Annotated in this window: 19 protein-coding genes; 13 read left to right on the top strand and 6 right to left on the bottom strand. The window is 60.7% G+C overall.

The annotated features are described in order from the left end of the window. Positions 1 to 10: 10 nt before the first annotated feature. From KI614_RS14650 to KI614_RS14625, 6 genes are all read left to right on the top strand, one after another. A complete protein-coding gene (locus KI614_RS14650) occupies positions 11 to 928 on the top strand; it encodes a recombination-associated protein RdgC (RefSeq protein ID WP_226406556.1) in 918 nt (305 codons plus the stop codon). Next, a complete protein-coding gene (locus KI614_RS14645; protein WP_226406555.1) occupies positions 925 to 1,329 on the top strand; it encodes a YchJ family protein in 405 nt (134 codons plus the stop codon). The genes KI614_RS14650 and KI614_RS14645 overlap by 4 nt, the downstream gene beginning before the upstream one ends. After that, positions 1,326 to 3,005 (top strand): ABC-F family ATP-binding cassette domain-containing protein, encoded by a 1,680-nt coding sequence (locus tag KI614_RS14640; RefSeq protein WP_226406553.1) that lies wholly within the window; start codon positions 1,326 to 1,328, stop codon positions 3,003 to 3,005. Before KI614_RS14645 ends, KI614_RS14640 begins: the two co-directional genes overlap by 4 nt. Positions 3,006 to 3,093: 88 nt before the next feature. Then, positions 3,094 to 4,464: a sigma-54-dependent transcriptional regulator gene (locus tag KI614_RS14635; RefSeq protein WP_226406551.1), complete on the top strand. Its 1,371-nt coding sequence runs from the start codon at positions 3,094 to 3,096 to the stop codon at positions 4,462 to 4,464. 33 nt (positions 4,465 to 4,497) lie between these two features. Further along, entirely contained in the window at positions 4,498 to 6,528 is a 2,031-nt protein-coding gene (locus KI614_RS14630) for a cache domain-containing protein (protein ID WP_226406549.1), read from the top strand. 80 nt (positions 6,529 to 6,608) lie between these two features. Continuing rightward, on the top strand, positions 6,609 to 7,016 hold the full coding sequence (locus KI614_RS14625) for a YidB family protein (RefSeq protein WP_413464162.1): 408 nt from the start codon (positions 6,609 to 6,611) through the stop codon (positions 7,014 to 7,016). Positions 7,017 to 7,110: 94 nt separating this feature from the next. Here KI614_RS14625 and KI614_RS14620 read toward each other — a convergent pair whose 3' ends face one another. Next, on the bottom strand, positions 7,111 to 8,733 hold the full coding sequence (locus tag KI614_RS14620; protein ID WP_226406545.1) for a methyl-accepting chemotaxis protein: 1,623 nt from the start codon (positions 8,731 to 8,733) through the stop codon (positions 7,111 to 7,113). 236 nt (positions 8,734 to 8,969) lie between these two features. Between KI614_RS14620 and KI614_RS14615 the strand changes: the two genes are divergently transcribed. Further along, on the top strand, positions 8,970 to 9,275 hold the full coding sequence (locus KI614_RS14615; protein WP_203467764.1) for a hypothetical protein: 306 nt from the start codon (positions 8,970 to 8,972) through the stop codon (positions 9,273 to 9,275). Positions 9,276 to 9,289: 14 nt separating this feature from the next. Here KI614_RS14615 and hemW read toward each other — a convergent pair whose 3' ends face one another. The 5 genes from hemW to KI614_RS14590 are packed head-to-tail and all read right to left on the bottom strand — an operon-like array spanning position 9,290 to position 13,676. Then, positions 9,290 to 10,489 (bottom strand): radical SAM family heme chaperone HemW, encoded by a 1,200-nt coding sequence (hemW, locus tag KI614_RS14610; protein ID WP_413464161.1) that lies wholly within the window; start codon positions 10,487 to 10,489, stop codon positions 9,290 to 9,292. Positions 10,490 to 10,492: 3 nt separating this feature from the next. Next, positions 10,493 to 11,080 carry an RdgB/HAM1 family non-canonical purine NTP pyrophosphatase gene (rdgB, locus tag KI614_RS14605; RefSeq protein ID WP_226406543.1) on the bottom strand — a complete coding sequence of 196 codons (588 nt, stop codon included), beginning with the start codon at positions 11,078 to 11,080 and terminating at the stop codon, positions 10,493 to 10,495. A gap of 8 nt (positions 11,081 to 11,088) precedes the next feature. Beyond that, positions 11,089 to 11,805: a ribonuclease PH gene (rph, locus tag KI614_RS14600; RefSeq protein ID WP_226406541.1), complete on the bottom strand. Its 717-nt coding sequence runs from the start codon at positions 11,803 to 11,805 to the stop codon at positions 11,089 to 11,091. 9 nt (positions 11,806 to 11,814) lie between these two features. Further along, positions 11,815 to 12,732 carry a PP2C family protein-serine/threonine phosphatase gene (locus tag KI614_RS14595; RefSeq protein WP_226406539.1) on the bottom strand — a complete coding sequence of 306 codons (918 nt, stop codon included), beginning with the start codon at positions 12,730 to 12,732 and terminating at the stop codon, positions 11,815 to 11,817. Beyond that, positions 12,729 to 13,676 carry a serine/threonine protein kinase gene (locus KI614_RS14590; protein WP_226406537.1) on the bottom strand — a complete coding sequence of 316 codons (948 nt, stop codon included), beginning with the start codon at positions 13,674 to 13,676 and terminating at the stop codon, positions 12,729 to 12,731. The genes KI614_RS14595 and KI614_RS14590 overlap by 4 nt, the downstream gene beginning before the upstream one ends. A 77-nt stretch (positions 13,677 to 13,753) precedes the next feature. On the opposite strand from KI614_RS14590, the gene KI614_RS14585 reads away from it, so the two are divergent. The 6 genes from KI614_RS14585 to KI614_RS14560 all read left to right on the top strand — a co-directional run bounded on the left by KI614_RS14585 (position 13,754) and on the right by KI614_RS14560 (position 19,711). After that, positions 13,754 to 14,620 (top strand): YicC/YloC family endoribonuclease, encoded by an 867-nt coding sequence (locus tag KI614_RS14585; protein WP_226406535.1) that lies wholly within the window; start codon positions 13,754 to 13,756, stop codon positions 14,618 to 14,620. 79 nt (positions 14,621 to 14,699) lie between these two features. Further along, entirely contained in the window at positions 14,700 to 15,308 is a 609-nt protein-coding gene (gene gmk / locus KI614_RS14580; RefSeq protein ID WP_226406533.1) for a guanylate kinase, read from the top strand. A 16-nt stretch (positions 15,309 to 15,324) separates the two neighbouring features. Beyond that, complete coding sequence (gene rpoZ, locus KI614_RS14575; protein WP_226406531.1) at positions 15,325 to 15,531, top strand: DNA-directed RNA polymerase subunit omega; 207 nt, start codon at positions 15,325 to 15,327, stop codon at positions 15,529 to 15,531. 21 nt (positions 15,532 to 15,552) lie between these two features. Continuing rightward, complete coding sequence (locus KI614_RS14570) at positions 15,553 to 17,706, top strand: RelA/SpoT family protein (protein WP_226406529.1); 2,154 nt, start codon at positions 15,553 to 15,555, stop codon at positions 17,704 to 17,706. Next, the gene (locus KI614_RS14565) at positions 17,703 to 18,956 is read left to right on the top strand and encodes a D-amino acid dehydrogenase (RefSeq protein WP_226406527.1); all 1,254 of its coding nucleotides are present in this window, start codon (positions 17,703 to 17,705) and stop codon (positions 18,954 to 18,956) included. The genes KI614_RS14570 and KI614_RS14565 overlap by 4 nt, the downstream gene beginning before the upstream one ends. Next, a complete protein-coding gene (locus KI614_RS14560) occupies positions 18,950 to 19,711 on the top strand; it encodes a TatD family hydrolase (protein WP_226406525.1) in 762 nt (253 codons plus the stop codon). The genes KI614_RS14565 and KI614_RS14560 overlap by 7 nt, the downstream gene beginning before the upstream one ends. Positions 19,712 to 19,713: the final 2 nt, after the last annotated feature.

Below are 19,713 nucleotides of genomic sequence, written 5' to 3'. Positions count from 1 at the left end.
CAATTGAGTCATGTGGTTTAAAAATCTCCAGCTGTACCGTCTGCCGACACCGTGGAATATCGATCTTGCCAAATTCGAGGAACTGCTCGGTCGCGGTCCCTTCGTCAAATGCCCGAGCAACCAGCCGATGTCGCGCGGCTGGGTGTCGCCGCGCCGTGACGGCACGCTGGTCTTCTCGCTCGGTCGTCAGTGGATGATCGCCCTGTCGATCGAGCAGCGCCTGCTGCCTTCGTCGGTGGTCAATGAAGAGGTCAAGGAACGGGCCGATGCGATGGAAGCCCAGCAGGGCTACGCCCCGGGTCGCAAGCAATTGAAGGAACTGCGCGAACGCGTTACCGAAGAACTGATGCCGCGCGCCTTCACCCGCCGCCGCACAACCTATGCCTGGATCGATCCGACCAACGGCTGGTTCTGTGTTGATGCCTCCAGCCCGGCCAAGGCCGAGGAAGTGATCGAGCATCTGCGCCATTGTCTCGACGAACTGCCGCTCAGCATGGTCCATACCCAGATTTCGCCGCAGACCGCGATGGCCGACTGGCTGGCGGGCGGTGAAGCGCCTGCCGGTTTCACCATCGACCGCGATTGCGAACTCAAGGCGGCCGGCGAAGAAAAGTCAGCCGTGCGCTACGTCAAGCATCCGCTCGATGGCGAGGAAATCAGCGGCGAGATCAAGGCCCACCTGGCCAGCGGCAAATTGCCGACGAAGCTGGCCCTGACCTGGGACGACCGGATTTCCTTCGTGCTCGGCGAAAAGCTTGAAATCAAGCGTCTCGCTTTCCTTGACCTGCTCAAGGAAGAGGCCGAAAAGAGCGCCGAGCGCGCCGACGAGCAATTCGATGCCGATTTCGCGCTGATGACCGGCGAATTCGCCCGTTTCCTGCCGCAAGTCATCGAGGCCCTGGGCGGCGAAGTCGTCGAGACACCATGAAGCCGGCAGCGGCTTGCCCCTGTGGCGGTGGCAAGCCTTACGCGGTTTGTTGCGGTCAACTGCATTCCGGGGCCGAAATCGCGTCGACCGCGGAAGCGCTGATGCGCTCGCGCTACAGCGCCTATGTGCTGAATCTGGCGCCTTACCTGCTGGCCACCTGGCACGCCTCGACGCGCCCGTCCGAACTCGATCTGAGTGACGACGGCACGAAGTGGCTGGGCCTTAACGTCAAGTGTCACCAGGCCGTCGATGAAAATCATGCGACGGTCGAATTCATCGCCCGCTACCGTATCGGCGGGCGCGGCTACCGACTCTATGAAATCAGCCGCTTCGTCCGCGAAGACGGGCGCTGGTTCTATGTCGATGGCGACCTCAATCCCCAGGAAAAGAACACCGCATGATCCTCCTCAGAAACGTTACCTTGCGCCGTGGCAGCAAGGTCTTGCTCGACAAGACCTCGGTTACCGTCAATCCCGGCGAAAAGGTCGGCCTGGTCGGCCGTAACGGCGCCGGCAAATCAACGCTGTTCGGCCTGATCAACGGCACCTTGCACGAAGATGGCGGCGATTTTTCGATGCCGACCTCGTGGCGCATGGCGCAGGTGGCGCAGGACATGCCGGAAACCGATCAGTCGGCGACCGACTTCGTGATCGAAGGCGACAGCACGCTGCTCGCCGCCAATGCCGAAGTGGCCGCTGCTGAAGCGAGCGACGACGGCATGCGCATGGCCGAAGCCTACATGGCGCTGCACGATGCCGGTGCACATGACGCCCCGGCTCGCGCCCAGGCGCTGATCCTCGGCCTCGGTTTCTCGGTCGCCCAGCTTGAAGAGCCGGTCAACAGCTTCTCCGGCGGCTGGCGCATGCGCCTGCAACTGGCCCGCGCGCTGATGTGTCCGTCCGACATCCTGCTGCTCGACGAACCGACCAACCACCTCGACTTGGACGCGCTCGTCTGGCTTGAAGCCTGGCTCAAGCGTTATCAGGGCACGCTGGTGATGATCAGCCACGACCGCGAATTCCTCGATGCGATCACCAGCGTCACGTTGCATATCGACAACGCCAAGCTGGTCCGCTACGGCGGCAACTACAGCAAGTTCGAAGACATGCGCGCCGAACAGATGCTGCTGCAACAGGCGACGATGGCCAAGCAGGCCGAAAAAATCGCCCACCTGCAATCTTTCATTGCGCGCTTCAAGGCCAAAGCCAGCAAGGCCAAGCAGGCCCAGAGCCGGGTCAAGGCGCTCGACCGCATGGAAAAGATCGCGCCGGTGCTGGCCGACGCCGAATTCACTTTCGAATTCCAGGAACCGCAGAACCTGCCCAACCCAATGCTGTCGATGGTCGATACCACCATCGGCTACCCGCCGGCCGACGACGCGCCGGAAGGCACGCCACCAACCGTCATCGTCCGCGGCATCAACCGCTCGGTAATGGCCGGTCAGCGCATCGGCATTCTCGGTGCCAACGGTCAGGGCAAGTCGACACTGGTCAAGACCATCGCCCGCGATCTCAAGGCGATCAGCGGCGAAGTGACCGAAGGCAAGGGCCTGAGCATCGGCTACTTTGCCCAGCAGGAACTCGACGTGCTGCGCCCGCAGGACACACCGCTCGAACATATGGTGCGTTTGGCGAAGGAAGCCATCGCCGCCGGCCGGAGCAATGTGCCAGGTCGCGAGCAGGAACTGCGCAACTTCCTCGGTACCTTCAACTTCGGTGGCGAAATGGTCAAGCAGGCCGTCGGCACGATGAGCGGTGGTGAGAAGGCCCGGCTGGTGCTGTGCATGATCGTCTGGCAGCGCCCGAACCTGCTGCTGCTCGACGAGCCGACCAATCACCTTGATCTCAGCACCCGCGAAGCCCTGGCCGTCGCGCTCAACGAGTTCGAAGGCACCGTCATGCTGGTCAGCCACGACCGCGCCCTGCTGCGCTCGGTCTGCGACGAGTTCTGGCTGGTTTCCAAGGGCGGCGTCGGGCCGTTCGACGGCGACCTTGAAGACTACCAGCGCTACCTGCTCGACGAAGCCAAGCGGGTGCGCGAAGAGGCCGCTGCCGCCCACAAATTGCGCGGTAGCTGAGGCATTTGGCCGGCCCGGAGGCGTCGACCGCGGCAGTTGCCAGGCGGCGCCCTTGTTTGCGATGATCCGGGGCTGAACGGGAGAAGTCATGGATTCAAACAAAGCGTCGGCCGGCGAAGCGCCCTGGAAACACTATTCCGTCCTGGTCGTCGATGACGAGCCGGGCATGGTCAGTTTTCTCCAGCGCGCCCTGGTCCAGCGGTGCGGCAGTGTCGATGCCGCCGGCAGTGTCGAACAGGCGGCACCGATGCTGCAGCGTCGGCTCTATGACCTGATCGTGCTCGACATCTCGCTGCCCGGCCGTTCCGGTATCGACTGGCTGCACGAATTGCGCGACGAGGGTTATGCCGGCGATGTCGTGCTGATGACGGCCTATGCCGACCTCGATACGGCAATTGATGCGCTGCGCGCCGGGGCGGCGGATTTCCTGCTCAAGCCGTTTTCGCTGGCCCAGATGCTGAATGCCATCCAGCGTTGTTTCGAACGTTCAAAACTGATTCGGGAAAATTTCGTACTGCGCCGTGAAGTGAGTGAGCGGACGGCCGATGTCGAAGGCGTCGTCGGACAATCCGACGCCATGCTGGCCGCCTGCGAGCGACTCAAGCGGATTGCGCCGACCCCGGCAACGGTGCTGCTGACCGGCGAATCGGGGACCGGCAAGGAAGTCGCGGCGCGCGCCCTGCACCGGATGAGTCAGCGCGCAGCCGGGCCGTTTGTCCCGGTCAACTGCGCAGCGATTGCCGCCGAATTGATCGAATCCGAGCTGTTCGGCCACGTCAAGGGTGCCTTTACCGGTGCCCAGAAAAACCGCGAGGGTTTGTTCTACTACGCGCGCGGCGGCACGCTGTTTCTTGACGAAATTGGCGAGTTGCCAGCACCGGCGCAAGCCAAGCTGCTGCGCGTGCTTGAGGAACGGCGCATCCGTCCGGTCGGTTCGGAACAGGAAATTCCGGTCGATGTGCGGGTCATCGCCGCAACCAACCGCGAGCTGGTCGAAGAGGTTGCCGCGCATCGTTTCCGGCAGGATCTTTACTACCGCTTGCAGGTCGTTGAAGTCACCTTGCCGCCCTTGCGCGAGCGGCCGGAAGACCTGCCGCTGCTGGTCGAGCATTTCATCGGCCAGCTGGCGCCGTATCTCGATGTTCCACGCCTTGAACTGGATGACCGCACGCTGGCCCGGATGGCGGCTTACGACTGGCCGGGCAATGTGCGCGAACTGCGCAATTTTGTCGAACGTTCCTTGATCCTCGGCTGGTTCGATCTTGGGCCGGAACCGAAAGCCACGGCCCTGCCGGCCGGGCATGCCGACGAAAGCCTGGAGTCGGTTGAGAAGCGCCACATTCTGGCCGTGCTGGCTGCTTGCGACGGGAATAAATCGGAAGCCGGGCGTCGGCTGGGGGTGTCGCGCAAGACGCTGGATCGCAAATGCCATGTCTGGGGCGTCACGGAAACGGTATGACCGTCAGTTTGCCGTTTCGACAACAGGCTGGCTGTGACTGAGCGCAAGCCCGTCCTGTTCGAGCCGCCGAGTCGTCGTTCGGTTCGCGTGCGCCTGCTGTTGCTGGCGCTGTTGCCGCTCGGCATTGCCTTGCCGGCCATGGTGGCCGTCTTGGCAAGCTGGGGGGGCGACTACTTCGATCGCTTGCTGGTGACCAAGGTGCGGGCCGATCTGGCCGTGGCGCATGGTTATTTCGAGCGGGTTTCGGACGGCCTCGGTCGCTCGGTCGAAGGCTTGGCCGGCTCGGCTCGTCTGGTCCGGGCGCTGACTTTGCCGGCGAAGCCGCAGGAGGCTGCGCTGGCGGATTTGCTCGATGGCGCACGAGCGGCTCAGCGACTCGATTTTCTGCATTTTCTGCCGGTCGACCGCAGCACTCGGCTGGCTGCCATCTGGCCCGTCATCGGTGCGGCCCGCCAAGGTGTGGCGCGCACCGAAACAGAAATATTTTCAGCGGATCAATTGCGGCAGATCGATCCTGCGCTGGCCGAGCGGGCGGTCACTCCCTTGCTCGCCACAGCCAATGCAACCGTCGATCACCGTGTCGTCGAGGCGCGTGGCTTGCTGCTGCATACGGCCGCCCCGGTTCGCGATGCTCACGGTGGGCTGCGCGGTGTGCTGGTCGGCGGCGTGTTGCTCAACAAGAATCTGGCCTTTATCGATCGGCTCAATGCCATTGTTTATCCGGACGGGGCATTGCCGCTGGGCAGTGCCGGGACGGCGACGCTTTTCCTCGATGATGTGCGCGTTGCCACCAATGTCCGCCTGTTTCAAGGCGAACGGGCCATCGGCACGCGGGTTTCCGCCGCGGTGCGGCAGGCGGTGCTCGATGAAGGGCGGACCTGGCTGGATCGGGCTTTCGTCGTCAACGACTGGTATGTCTCGGCCTACGAGCCGTTGCTCGATAGCCATGGCAAGCGGATCGGGATGCTTTACGTCGGTTTTCTTGAAGGCCCCTTCGAAGCCGCCAAGCGCAGCGCACTGGGCGTCGTGGTCGGGCTGTTTGCCTTGGTCATGCTGGTGGCCGGTGTTTTTGCCGTCCTGTGGGCGCGTCGGGTTTTCAAACCGATCGAACGCATGCACGCCACCATGCACGCCATTGAGAACGGGGATGGCGATGCGCGCGTCGGGCCGGTCGGCAGTCATGATGAACTCGGTATCGTCGCCTCGCACTTCGACCGTCTGCTCGACCGCCTGCAGGCGCAAGCGACTTCGCTGAAACGCTGGGGGGAGTCGCTCGACGCCGAAGTGGCTGCCCGGACGGCCGATCTGGAGCAGGCAGTGGCCGACCTGAAGGCGGCGCAGTCGCAACTGGTGATGAACGAGAAATTGGCCGCCATCGGGCAGTTGACCGCAGGCGTCGCCCATGAAATCAACAATCCGATTGCCGTCATGCAGGGCAATCTCGATGTGCTGCGCGACATCCTCGGGCCGGCTGCCGAACCGGTGGCTCCGGAAATCAAGCTGATTCACGAACAGGTCCAGCGTATCCGGCTGATTGTCGCCAAGTTGCTGCAATTCGCCCGGCCGCAGGATTATGTCGGCTATCTCGAACCGGTCGCCCCGGCGCAACTGATCCAGGATAGCCTGGTCCTCGTCGGTCACCTGCTCAAGCAAGGCAACATCGCCATCGAACAGCATTTCGATTCGAGCCGGCATGTCCTGTGCAACCGCAACGAATTGCAGCAGGTGCTGATCAACCTGCTGGTCAATGCCATCCAGGCCATGCCCGAAGGTGGCGTACTGCGCCTGATCGCGGAAGACTGGGATGAAAGCGACATGCCGGTCGGCTTGCGCCTGGTTGTCGCCGACTCCGGTGCGGGGATCAGCGATGCCGACAAGGCGCGTCTGTTCAAACCTTTCTTTACCGCCAATAAAACGGATGGCACCGGATTGGGCTTGTGGGTCAGCCAGTCGCTGATTGAACGTTACGGTGGCCGGATCACAGTCGACAGCCTGGCCGGCCGTGGTACGCGTTTTGCCGTCTGGTTGCGTTTCGAGCCGCTCGCCGTCGAACGGCCGGCCTAGCCTTTCGTTTCGCAAAACTTCACAGTTGCTGGCAGCCTGTTTGGCTAGGATGCTTGCTTCAACTTCCAATGGAGCAACAAATGGGTCTTTTCGATCAGGTCGTCGGCGCACTGGCCGGTAGGCAGTCTGGCGGCAATGCAGCGTTGCTCGAAACTGTCATGCAAGTCATCAATAACCCGCAAACTGGTGGGCTGGCTGGACTGGTCCAGTCATTCCAGCAAGGCGGTCTGGGCGAAATCGTCAATTCCTGGGTGTCGACCGGGGCAAACCTGCCGATCTCGGCCGAGCAAATCCAGAGCGTACTCGGTGGCGGCTCCCTGCAGGATATTGCCGCCAAACTCGGCATCGGCCAGCAACAGGCCTCCGGCTCGTTGGCTGAACTCCTGCCGCAGGTGATCGACCAGCTGACTCCGAACGGTCAGTTGCCGCAAGGTGGCGACCTGATGGCGCAAGGCCTGGAACTGCTCAAGGGCAAGCTGTTCAGCTAGTTTGGCTGGCCGAATGCAAAGCCCCGCCGGTGTGGCGGGGCTGTTCGTTTTTTTGAACCCTGTTCTGCGTCAAGTTACGGGGCCGCGCAATCGATTAGCCCAGTCTGAAAAAATCGACAGAGGTTCTCAATTTCTCCGAGGCGGTCGCCAGTCCTTGAGAGGCGTTCGTGACGGCAGAGACTGCCGCCATGTTTTGTTCTGACATTTGAGCAATTGCCTCAACATTCGTTGCAAGCTCTGTCGACGCAAGACGTTGTTCATCAAGTGCCGCTGCAATGTCGTTTATCGACTCAACAATTTGAGCGGTCGCATGGCAGGTGTCTCGAATTGACATGCTCGACTGTCCGGACAAACCCACTACTTCGCAAACAACCGCGCTACTTTGGCGCATCGATACAACAGCAGCTTGAGTACCCTGTTCAATGCTGCCAATCATGTTGTTGATTTCCTGGACTGAGCCTGTAGTTCGTTCGGCAAGCTTGCGAACTTCATCGGCAACAACGGCAAAGCCGCGGCCTTGCTCTCCTGCACGGGCTGCCTCAATGGCGGCATTGAGGGCGAGCAGATTCGTTTGCTCGGCAATTTCACGAATGACTGTTGCGACATGTCCAATCTGTCGAATTGATTCCGAGAGCTGATCCATCTCGTGGGAAGTGCTGTCTACCGCAGTTGCAACCATTTGAATCTGACGGCTGGCTGCATCTACATCACGCCCACTGGCACTGGCAATATTGCCCGTTTCAGTAACCTTGGAATTTGCTTCACGGGCTCCGGTCGCTACGTGATCGATGCTTACTGTAAGTTGCTCGACGGCAGCGGCAGAGGCTGCCGTCGATGTTGCCTGACGGTCTGTTGCCACGAGTAGTTGCTGAGCGCCAGAGTTAAGCTGCTCGGCTGAATGGGAAACATAATCGGCCGTTTGTTTAACATCGCCGATGACTTCTGCCATCTTTCTGACCATTCGTTGCAGCGACAACAACAGTAGCGCTGTTTCATCGCGACCTTGAGGGGCGATCTGCACAGCAAAATTGCCCTGCTCCAGTTCTCCTGCAATGGAGACAGCCTCGGTGAGTGGCTGTGTAATGCTGCGTGTGATCCAGAACCCGGTCATTGCAGCAATTAATAGTGCCAATACAGCAGCAAAGATCATGTGATTGCGTGCATCAGTGTATTGCTGCTTCGCTGCCTCCCCCGTTTCCGCCATCAAATCTCCCTGAAAGGCAATCAGCGCGTTGAGGCGTTTTCTGTACTCTTGGCTGATCGAGATAAAGTCGCTCAGGTAAGTTCGACCTTCCTGAATTCGCCCTGCCTCTGCCAGTTCGACTAATTTATTTTGCCCGCCAATGTAAGCCTCACGTATTTCAAGCACTTTCCCAAACAGCTCAATGCCGCGAGGGTCATTCAAGGTGGGTTTCAGTTTTTCGAAAACACCGCTGATTTTGTTGCGCTCTTCAATAATCAGTCTCTTGTATTTCTGAATGGATTCTTTCTCCTCTGAATGCATAAGGTCCCGTGCGGTAACGGCAATTCCGTTCACGCTGGCAAGACTTTCCTGGAGGAGGGTGACTTTGGGCCAGCGGTCATTGATAACCGAGTCAATTTTATGATTGATACTGGCCATCCCTGATTGGGCGACGACCAACATGGCCATCATCAAGATGACGAGGCTGCCGAGCATTAAGGCAAGGCGAGTACCAATTTTCAAATTGTTCAGCATGGGGATATCTCCTTGGAATAATGTCCTTATTCTAGTTCTGGATTCTTCTATCGGGGGGTATCAAAAGAGTTGCCTGGGGTTAGTTAAAAATGACTAAAAATAGTTTTCCGCAGTTTTTGTGGTTATCTTGAAGAGCGGCTTGGGCAAATTTTTATCATGTTTTTCTTCTTCAGGGCTTTGGCAACCCGGCGACTGGTGCACTATGGTTCCTTGATCATCACCGAGGGGATTTATCCATGAGCACCAATCCGTATCTCGCCGGGCTGCATTTGCTCAAGCAGCATCCGGGGACCAAGAGCCAGGCTTGTCTGGCCAAGTGCATCCTGTCGCTCTACAACGTCCGGCACACGTTCGGGATCGGTGAAATCCTCAGTCCGCTCGATAGTCGTTATTCAAAGGCCGTCTTCGACATGCTGCGGGCGTACGCCGAGCATGGGGCCTGCGAGGAACTGAATCATGCTGGCGAGTACGTTGCGGCGCATTTTGCCAATCTGGTTGCTCAGTCGGATGCGATGGCGGAAGCGCGTGCTGCAGTCGGTTGACCGCAGCAGGTTGTTCAGCGGTCGAGGAATTTTTCCAGCAGCACGTTGAGAAAGCGGCGGCCGCGCAGGGTCGGGGCGATTTGCTCCGGGCTGAGCGTGAGCAGGCCGTCGTCTTTCGCCGCGATGAGTTGCGGCATGATGCGCTCAATTGGCTGGGCCGTCCGAGCCTCGAAAAGCGAGGGGTGGAAACCGTCGGCCAGGCGCAGGGCGTTCATCATGAATTCGAAAGGCAGGTCGGCGACGGCGACTTCGTTCGATTCCTGGAGCGGGTTGCTGAACGCATTGTCGAGGTAGGCCTTGGGGTGTTTCCAGCGCATCTGGCGCAGCACGCGGTCGTGCTGGGTCAGTTTGGAATGGGCGCCGGCCCCGATCCCGAGATAATCACCGAAATACCAGTAATTCAGGTTGTGACGGCATTGCTTGCCGGCTTGCGCGAAGGCCGAGGTTTCGTAGTTGGCGTAGCCGGCTGCGGCCAGCCGGGTTTCGATGGCGTCCTGCATGTCGGCACAGGTGTCGCCTTCCGGCAGCTCCGGTGGAAAAGCGGCAAAGCGGGTATTCGGTTCGAGCGTCAGCTGGTAGCACGACAGGTGCGGCGGCTTGAAGCTTAGCGCCGTGTCGACATCGAGCAGCGCTTGTTTCAGGGTTTGGCCGGGCAGGCCGTACATCAGGTCGAGGTTGAACGAGTCGAAATGCTCTCCGGCCAGTTGTGCGGCGCGCCGGGCTTCGTCGGCGCCGTGAATCCGGCCGAGCGCCTTGAGATGGTCATCGTTGAAGCTCTGGATGCCGAGCGAGATGCGATTGACGCCGGCAGCACGAAAGCCGGCGAACTTGGCGGCTTCCACCGTGCCCGGATTGGCTTCCAGGGTGATTTCGGCTTCCGGCGCGAGCATGGCCAGCGCGCGGAAGGCGGCGATCAGTTCGTCGATTGCGGCCGGCGAAAGTAGACTGGGCGTGCCGCCGCCGAAAAAGACGCTGACCACCGGCCGGCCCCAGATCAGCGGCAGGGCCGATTGCAGGTCGGCAATCAGTGCGTCGACGTACTGGCGCTCGGGAATGGCACCGCTGGCTTCATGCGAGTTGAAGTCGCAGTACGGACATTTCTGGACGCACCATGGCACATGAACGTACAGGGCCAGTGGCGGGGAAACGCGAAATTCCAGGTTTGTCGCGGTCGACACCGGTTTTGCGGCAAAAATCGGGATGGTACGAGCCACGAATCAGAGCGCCGGCAGGCGGGTAATGAGTTGCTGCATGGCGCGACCACGGTGCGAGACGCGGTTCTTGGTCTCGGCGTCGAGTTCGGCCGCGGTCTGACCAAATTCAGGCACGAAGAACAGTGGGTCGTAACCGAAGCCGCCCTCGCCGCGCAATGCCGGCAGGATTTCACCGTGCCATTCGCCTTCGGCGATCAGCGGTTGCGGGTCGTCGGCATGACGCACCAGCACGATGACCGAGACAAAATGGGCGCGTCGGTCCGGGTTGCTGCCGAGATCGGCGAACAGCTTTTCATTGTTGCGGGCGTCGGATTTCGGCTCGCCGGCATAGCGTGCCGAATAAACGCCGGGCGCGCCGCCGAGTGCCGCGACGCACAGGCCGGAATCGTCGGCCAGGGCCGGCAGGCCGGACAGCTTGGCGGCGTGGCGGGCCTTGGTCAGCGCATTTTCGACGAAGGTGCAGTACGGCTCTTCGGCTTCCGGAATGCCGAGGTCGCCCTGGGCGATGACTTCGAAACCGAGCGGGGCGAGGAGCGCGTTGAGCTCCTTCATCTTCTTGGCGTTGTTCGAGGCGAGAACGAGTTTCTTCATCGTGCGGCTCACGACGCCAGGGCGGTTTGCTGGGCGGCAACCAGCTGACGGATGCCGGCTTCGGCCAGATCGGCCAGGACATTCATCTGCTGGCGGGTGAACGGCTCGCCTTCGGCCGTACCCTGAACTTCGACAATGCCGCCGGCACCGGTCATCACGACGTTCATGTCGGTGTCGCAGTTGGAGTCTTCCGGGTAATCGAGGTCGAGTACCGGCGCACCGTTGAAAATGCCGACTGAAATCGCGGCAACATGGTCACGTACCGGGTTCGCGGTCAACTTGCCGGAAGTGACCAATTTCTCGCAGGCTTCGTAGAGTGCAACCCAGGCGCCGGTGATCGAGGCGCAACGGGTGCCGCCATCGGCTTGCAGCACGTCGCAATCGAGCGTGATCTGGCGTTCGCCGAGCGCTTTCAGATCGACTACGGCGCGCAGGGCGCGGCCGATCAGGCGCTGTATTTCCTGGGTCCGGCCAGTCTGCTTGCCCTTGGCCGCTTCGCGGGCCGAGCGCGTATGCGTCGCGCGCGGCAGCATGCCGTATTCGGCGGTGACCCAGCCTTGACCCTTGCCACGCAGGAAGGGCGGCACGTTTTCTTCGACGCTGGCGGTGCACAGCACGCGGGTGTCGCCCATTTCGATCAGTACCGAACCTTCGGCGTGACGGGTGAAGTTGCGGGTGATCTTGACGGTGCGGAGCTGGTCCGGCTGGCGTTGGCTGGGGCGCATGGTGTTTCCTTAGTTTTTGGGCGTGTATTTGTCGATGGCGTTGCGGATTTCCTCAATCGCCTTTTCGATTTCGTCTTCGGTCAGATCGCTCTTGAAGGCCGGATTGCGACCGAACTCTTCCATCTGCGTGTTGAATTCGTCGAGCGCCATGGTCTGGGTTGAAATGACGCTGGATGGGTCCTGTTGATAGCTTTGTTCCCAATGCAAGGCAACCATCGACAGATTGTCCCCGTGCGGGCCGCCTTTGAGTTCGGCCTGGGCCAGCAGCATCGGTGCCGCTTCAAGTACCGTGCTGCCTTTCAGCGTGATGGCCATCATCTCGCCGGAGGTGACGCCCCACAGGCCGTCGGTGCACAGCATGACGACATCGCCGTGTTCGAGCGGGGTTTTGCGGGAGAAGTCGATTTCCGGCGTATTCGGGCTGCCCAGGCAACTGTAGATCTTGTTGCGGTCGGGATGGCGGGCCGCCTGGGCTTCGGTGATCATGCCTTCATCCATCAGCAGGCGAATGCGCGAGTGGTCGCGGGTCTGGGCGATGACCTTGCCGCCGCGCATCAGGAAGAGGCGGGAGTCGCCGGCGTGCGCCCAGTAGGCAACGTTGTCCTGGACGATGCAGGCGACGCAGGTCGTGCGCGGCGCGTCGCTCAGGTCGTGCCGCATGGCGTAGTCGAGAATCGCGTGGTGGGCGTTGTTCAAACCCTTTTGCAGAAAGCGGAAAGGGTCGGCCAGGGTTGGCGAGGCTTCGCGCTGGAAGCCATTGACCAGCGTCTGGATGGCGATCTGGGCGGCGACCTCGCCATAGTGATGCCCGCCCATGCCGTCGGCGACAACCATCAGCAGCGCATCGCGCGAGTAGCAGTAACTGGTTCGGTCTTCGTTGTTGTCGCGCCCGCCCTGACGACTTTCCTGATAAATGGTGAATCTCATTTATTCGGCTTCCTGATTTTGTCGACAAAGCGGTTCAGCCAGTTGGGCTGAACTTTCGGGCTTGCCGGTGTAATGGTTTCGACCAGCGCTTTTTGCAGCGCAAAAACGCTTTGCGGACGATAAAGATGGTTGAGGTTCAGGCACCAGTCGATGATTTCCAGCAGGCGATCGGAGAACTGCCCTTCCCAGCGCATCATCGCTGGTGCCAGGGTGTCCTTTTTCAGGCGCTCATCGGCGGCTTGCGGCGGAACGCCCGCCAGGCAGGCATACATCGAGGCACCGACGCTGTAGATGTCGCTCCATGGCCCGAGGTCGGTCCGGCTGCCGTAATGCTCAGGCGAGGCGAAGCCGGGGGTGTACATCGGCTTGAGCATCGGCTGTTCGCTCGACAGCGTCTGGCGGGCTGCGCCAAAGTCGATCAGGACCGGGGTGTTGTCGGTCCGCAGATAGATGTTCGATGGTTTGAGATCGAGGTGCAGCAGTTTGTGCGAGTGCACTTCACGCAGGCCGTTGAGCAGGCGCGTGAAGATGCTGCGGATGAAACGTTCGGAAATATGGCCCTGGTGTTTCTGGATGAACTCTTGCAAGGTCCGCCCGTGTTCATACTCCATGACCATGTAGACCGTGTCATTGGCGCGGAAAAAATTGAGCACGCGGATCACGTTGGGGTGCGACAGCCGGGCCAGCGAACGGCCTTCTTCGAAGAAGCATTTCATGCCATAGCGGAAAGCCCCGGCATGGTCGGCCGAAATGATCGGGCTGATTTCACCCTTGGCCCGCAAGGCCAGGCTGTTCGGCAGGTATTCCTTGATTGCTACCAGCTTTCCATCGGCATCGGTGGCGAGATAGACGATCGAAAAACCGCCGAGCGAAAGCTGGCGGTCGATCGTGTATTCCTCCAGCGGGTGACCACTGGGCAGGGGCTGATTGGCTTGTTGCGCCATTGATCTCGCGGTTATGATGCAATTTCAGGCATTTTCGGGCGTGTTGTCCCGCCTGTAAAGCTGGAGACTCCCCTCGTATGATCAGTAGTATGACCGGTTATGCAGTCAAGACGCGAGATATTGAGCGCGGTACGCTGCAACTTGAACTTAAAAGCGTCAATTCCCGCTATCTCGATTTCCATTTTCGGATCAGCGAAGAACTCCGTTCGCTGGAAATGCCATTGCGTGAATTGCTCGCCGCACGCCTCTCACGCGGCAAGGTCGAGTGTCGCTTGTCGTTCAATGCAACGGCCAGCCGGGGCGATCAGCTTGAGTTGAACGGCGATCTGCTGGCCTCGCTCAAGTCGCTCAACCAGCGCGTACGCGATGAAATGCCGGACGCCCGACCGCTGTCGGTCAATGATGTTTTGCGCTGGCCCGGCATGTTCGGTGACCAGTCGATCGATTTTGCCGCCTTCGGTGCGCCGGTGCTGGCACTGGCCCGTGAAGTGCTGGAAGAGTTTGCCGCCAGTCGTGGACGTGAAGGTGAAAAACTGGCCGCCATGATCGTCGACCGCGTCAATGCCATGCGCGACATCGTCCGTCGCGTTGCGCCGCGCATTCCCGAAGCCCAGGCGGTTTATACCGACAAGCTGCGCCAGCGCCTGACCGAAGCGCTGGGCAATGCCAGCGATGAGCGCATCCTGCAGGAAATAGCCGTTTTCGCGACGCGGATCGACGTGGCAGAGGAAATTTCCCGCCTCAACACGCATCTCGATGAAGTCGAACGTGTGCTCAAGCAGGGTGGAGCCAGCGGCAAGCGCCTGGATTTCCTGATGCAGGAACTCAACCGCGAAGCCAATACGCTCGGTTCGAAATCGGCGATTACCGAAGTGTCGCAAGCATCGATGGATCTCAAGCTGCTGATCGAGCAAATGCGCGAGCAGATCCAGAACCTGGAATAAGCCGGACTGTCTGATCAGTGTCCCGGCTTGGTGATGCCTTGGCCGGGATGCACGAATAACCTGGATTGGAATTTCGCCGATGGCTGGAAATCTCTATGTTGTAGCCGCACCTTCGGGGGCGGGAAAAACCACCTTGGTCCGCCTGCTGCTCGAACAGGAAAAGGCGGTCAATCTCTCCATCTCCTACACGACGCGCGCGCCGCGTCCGGGAGAAGAGAATGGTCGCGAATACCATTTCGTCGCGGCGGAAGCGTTTCGCGCCATGATCGCCCGTGAGGAGTTCCTCGAGTGGGCCGAAGTGCATGGCAATTACTACGGCACGTCGAAAAAGTGGATTGCCGATCAACTTGCGGTCGACCGCGACGTTTTGCTCGAAATCGACTGGCAGGGCGCCCAGCAGGTTCGCCAGTTGTTTCCGGAGGCCATCGGTATCTTCATCCTGCCTCCGTCGATGGAAGAGCTGACCCGCCGCCTGACCGGTCGCGGAACCGATGCCGCAGAGGTGATTGCCCGCCGGCTGGCCGCGGCACAGGCCGAGATGCGCCATGTCGGCGAATTCGACTATGTTATTATTAACGACTGTTTGGAGCAGGCGCTCGACGATTTGCGCTCGATAGTGCGTGCTTCCCGCCTGAGCCTTGGGGCTCAGCGTGCACGACACGCCGCCCTTTTTGCACGATTGTTCTGATTTTTGAGGTTTTACCATGGCCCGCGTTACCGTTGATGACTGCCTGAAATTGATCCCGAATCGCTTCCAGATGACTCTGGCTGCTGCCCACCGTGCCCGCCAGCTGGCCAATGGCGCCACGCCGCTGGTCGACGCTGAGAAGCACAAGCCGACGGTTGTTGCCCTGCGCGAAATGTCGCTTGGCAAGATCGGTATCGAAGTGCTCAACCGCGGTCAGGGCTGAAGCAACAGGCGGTGAAGACTGATGGATTCCGTGCCGTCACCTCTGCCGCCAATTTCCGAGGAACCCGCCTACCGGGTTTTCCTCGATAGCCTCGACTATCTGGGTCAGGCTGATGTAGACCGCATCAAGGCGGCCTACGCCTTTGCCGCACGTGCGCATGCCAATCAGAAGCGCATGTCCGGCGAGGCTTACATCACGCATCCGCTGGCAGTTGCCGGTGCCGTCGTCGAGTGGCGCATGGATGGCGATGCTGTTGCCGCTGCGCTGCTCCACGATGTACTCGAAGATACGGGAACCACGAAGCGCGAGCTGGCCGAAAAATTCGGCAAGGAAGTCGCTGAACTGGTCGACGGCCTGTCCAAGCTCGACAAGATGGAATTCGCTTCCTATCAGGAAGCGCAGGCGGAAAACTTCCGCAAGATGCTGATGGCCATGGCGCGCGATCTGCGCGTCGTGCTGATCAAGCTGGCCGACCGCCAGCACAATCTGCAGACCATGTCGGCCATGCGCCTCGACAAGCGTCGGCGGATTGCTGAAGAAACCCTCGATATTTACGCGCCGATCGCACTGCGTCTGGGCTTGAACAAGCTCTATCGCGAGTTGCAGGACATCTGCTTCAAGCTGATCCATCCGCATCGTGCCGAAGTGCTGGCCCGGGCGCTCAAGGCGGCGCGCGGCAACCGCAAGGAATTGCTCACCCGCATTCTCGACGGGATCAAGGGCAAGCTCGACTCGGCAGGCTTGCGGGCCGATGTGTTCGGCCGCGAAAAGAGTTTGTACTCGATTTTCTGCAAGATGAAGGACAAGCGCCTGTCGTTTTCGCAGGTGCTGGATATCTACGGTTTCCGGGTCGTGGTCGACAACGTGCCGACCTGCTATCTCGCCCTGGGGGCGCTGCATGGCCTGTACAAGCCGGTGCCCGGCAAGTTCAAGGATTACGTGGCGATTCCCAAGGCCAATGGCTACCAGTCGCTGCATACCACCTTGATCGGGCCTTACGGCACGCCGGTTGAAGTCCAGATCCGTACCCAGGAAATGCACCACGTTGCCCAGGAAGGTGTCGCGGCGCACTGGCTGTACAAGGATATCGAGGAAAGCGGCGCCGATCTGCAGATCAAGACGCATAAATGGCTGCAGTCGCTGCTCGAAATGCAGAGCGGCGACTCGGCTGAGTTCTTCGAGAACGTCAAGATCGACCTGTTTCCCGACGAGGTTTACGTCTTCACGCCCAAGGGCAAGATCATGGCGCTGCCGCAGGGCGCCACCGTGGTCGACTTTGCCTACGCAGTGCATACCGACGTTGGTCATCATTGCTCGGCCGCCCGCGTCAATCACGAGCTTGCCCCGCTGCGCACCGAGTTGCGCAATGGCGATCTGGTCGAGATCATCACCTCGGCCCAGTCCAGCCCGAATCCGATCTGGCTGAGTTATATCAAGACCGGCCGGGCGCGCAGCAAGATCCGTCATTACCTGCGGACGATGCAGAACGAAGAGTCGGCCCGTCTCGGCGAGCGTCTGCTGCGCCAGGAGTTGCTGGCCCTCGGCGTGGTGCCGATTTCGATTCCGACCGATGCCTGGGACCAGTTGGTCAAGGCGGGTGGCCAGAAGTCGATCGAGGAGCTGTATACCGACATCGGTCTCGGCAAGCGCCTGCCTTCCGTTGTGGCCCGCCGCCTGCTGGCGCGTGAGGATATGGCGGGTGGTTCGCCCAATGGCCTGGCCCTGGCGATCCACGGGACCGAAGGCATGGCCATTCAGCTGGCGCATTGTTGTCAGCCGATTCCGGGGGATCCGATCATTGGTTCGATCCGCAAGGGTAGCGGCCTGATCATTCACACGCACGATTGCCCGACGATCCGCAAATCGCGCTCGGCCGAGCCGCAAAAGTGGATCGATGTCGAATGGGAGCCGGAAGAAGGCAAGTTGTTCGATATCCGCATCCGGGTCGAGGTCAAGAATACGCGCGGTGTGCTGGCCCAGGTGGCGGCAGCCATTGCCGAGGCCGGTTCGAACATCGAACATGTGGCGATGGACGCTGACCCGGAGCGCCTGTTCACGCTGCTCCGCTTCACCATCCAGGTTGCCCATCGCAATCACCTGGCGGCCGTCATGCGCGGCATGCGCCATATTCCCGAAGTCACGCGCATCATCCGTGAAAGGGGAGGCGACGCTTGAAGGTTCTCGTGCTGGGCGCCGGCGTTGTCGGCACGGCGAGTGCATGGTATCTGGCCAAGGCCGGGCATGAGGTGACGGTGGTGGATCGCCAGCCGGTGGCTGGTAACGAAACCAGCTTTGCCAATGGCGGCCAGATTTCCGTGTCGCATGCCGAACCGTGGGCCAATCCGCATGTTTTGCCGCGCGTCATCAAGTGGCTGGGGCGCGAAGATGCACCCTTGCTCTGGCGCTGGCGGGCCGATCCGGCCCAGTTGGGCTGGGGCCTGCGCTTTCTGGCCGAGTGTTTGCCGGGCCGGACACGGCGCAACATTGCCGCAATCGTCGCCCTGGCGCTTTACAGCCGGGGCTGCCTGCAGGAACTGCGCAAGGAGCTGGCGCTCGACTACGATCAGCTCGAACGCGGCATCCTGCATATCTACACCGATCACGAAGAGTTTGGCCGGGCGGTTGAAGCGGCCCGGCTGATGCGCGAGTTTGGTCTGGATCGTGACACGGTCGACGTCGATCAATGCCTCAAAATCGAACCGGCGCTGGCTGGCGCCCGTTCCTTGTTGATTGGCGGCGATTACACGCAGTCCGACGAATCCGGCGACGCCCATCAATTCACCCGTCAACTGGCGGCTCATGCGAAGGCCGCCGGTGTTGATTTTCAGCATGGTTGGACGGTCGACCGCATCGCGCCGGCCGGCGGGCAAATTGCCGGGGTTCTGGTGCGCAGCGAGCGGAGTTCGGAATTGCTGACGGCCGATGCCTATGTGCTGGCTTTGGGCAGCTACTCGCCTTTGTTGCTCAAGCCGCTGGGGATCGGGCTGCCGGTTTATCCGGCCAAGGGCTATTCGGCCACATTGCCGCTGGCCGACGATGCGCAGGCCCCGATGGTCAGCATTACCGACGATGAACACAAGATTGTTTTTTCCCGGCTCGGCAAGCGCTTGAGAATTGCCGGCACGGCTGAGTTCAACGGTTATAACCTTGAGCTCAACCCGGTTCGCTGTGCCGCTTTGATGAAACGGACGCGCCAGCTTTTTCCCGAACTCAAGGCCGATGGCGAGCCGGTATTCTGGACCGGCCTGCGTCCGGCGACGCCCTCGAATGTGCCTTGCATCGGGCGCAGCCGCTACGGCAATCTGTGGCTTAATACTGGCCACGGTACGCTGGGCTGGACGATGGCCTGCGGTTCCGCGGCTGCCTTGGCCGATCTGATCAGCGGCCGACGCGCCGAGCCGGATTTCCCCTTTATTCGATGCTGATCGACACCCATTGCCATCTCGATGCGGTTGAGTTCGAGGCCGATCGCGATGCAGTGCATGCCGCCGCACTGGCGGCCGGCATCGGGCAGATCGTTGTGCCGGGTGTCGCGGTCGACGGCTTCGCCAGGCTGCAATCCGTCGTTGCGCGCTATCCCGGCTGTCATGCGGCGTACGGGATTCACCCGCTGTACGTCATGGCAGCGCAGGAGTCCGATCTGGCGACGGTGCGACACTGGCTTGAGTCCGAGCGGCCAGTCGCCGTGGGTGAAATCGGCCTGGATGGTTACGTGCCTGATCTCGACCCGGACCGTCAGACGCATTTTTTTGTTGAACAACTCAAACTGGCCCGCGAGTTCAAGCTGCCGGTGATTCTCCATGTGCGCCGCTCGATCGACCCGATTCTCAAGCAGTTGCGCCGGATTCGTGTGTCGGGTGGCATTGCCCACGCCTTCAATGGCAGTCGTCAGCAGGCTGATGAATTCATCAAGCTGGGTTTCAAGCTCGGTTTTGGTGGCGCCATGAGCTACAGCGGCTCAACCCGTATCCGGGCGCTGGCCGCCGAGTTGCCGCTGGACGCCATTGTCCTCGAAACCGATGCGCCGGATATTCCGCCCGCCTGGCTTGACCGGGGGCGCAATACGCCGGCACAACTGTCGGCGATCGTCGATGTGCTGGCTGAATTACGCAACTTGCCGCGTGGTGAAATCATCGCGGCCAGCCGTCTGAATGCGCAACAAGTATTGCGTTTCGCTTGATC

Origin of the sequence: Dechloromonas denitrificans, assembly GCF_020510665.1 — a bacterium.
GTDB classification, from domain to species: domain Bacteria; phylum Pseudomonadota; class Gammaproteobacteria; order Burkholderiales; family Rhodocyclaceae; genus Azonexus; species Azonexus denitrificans_B.
The sequence above is the reverse complement of the archived record's forward strand: the minus strand, read 5'-3'. Positions and strand labels throughout refer to the sequence as shown.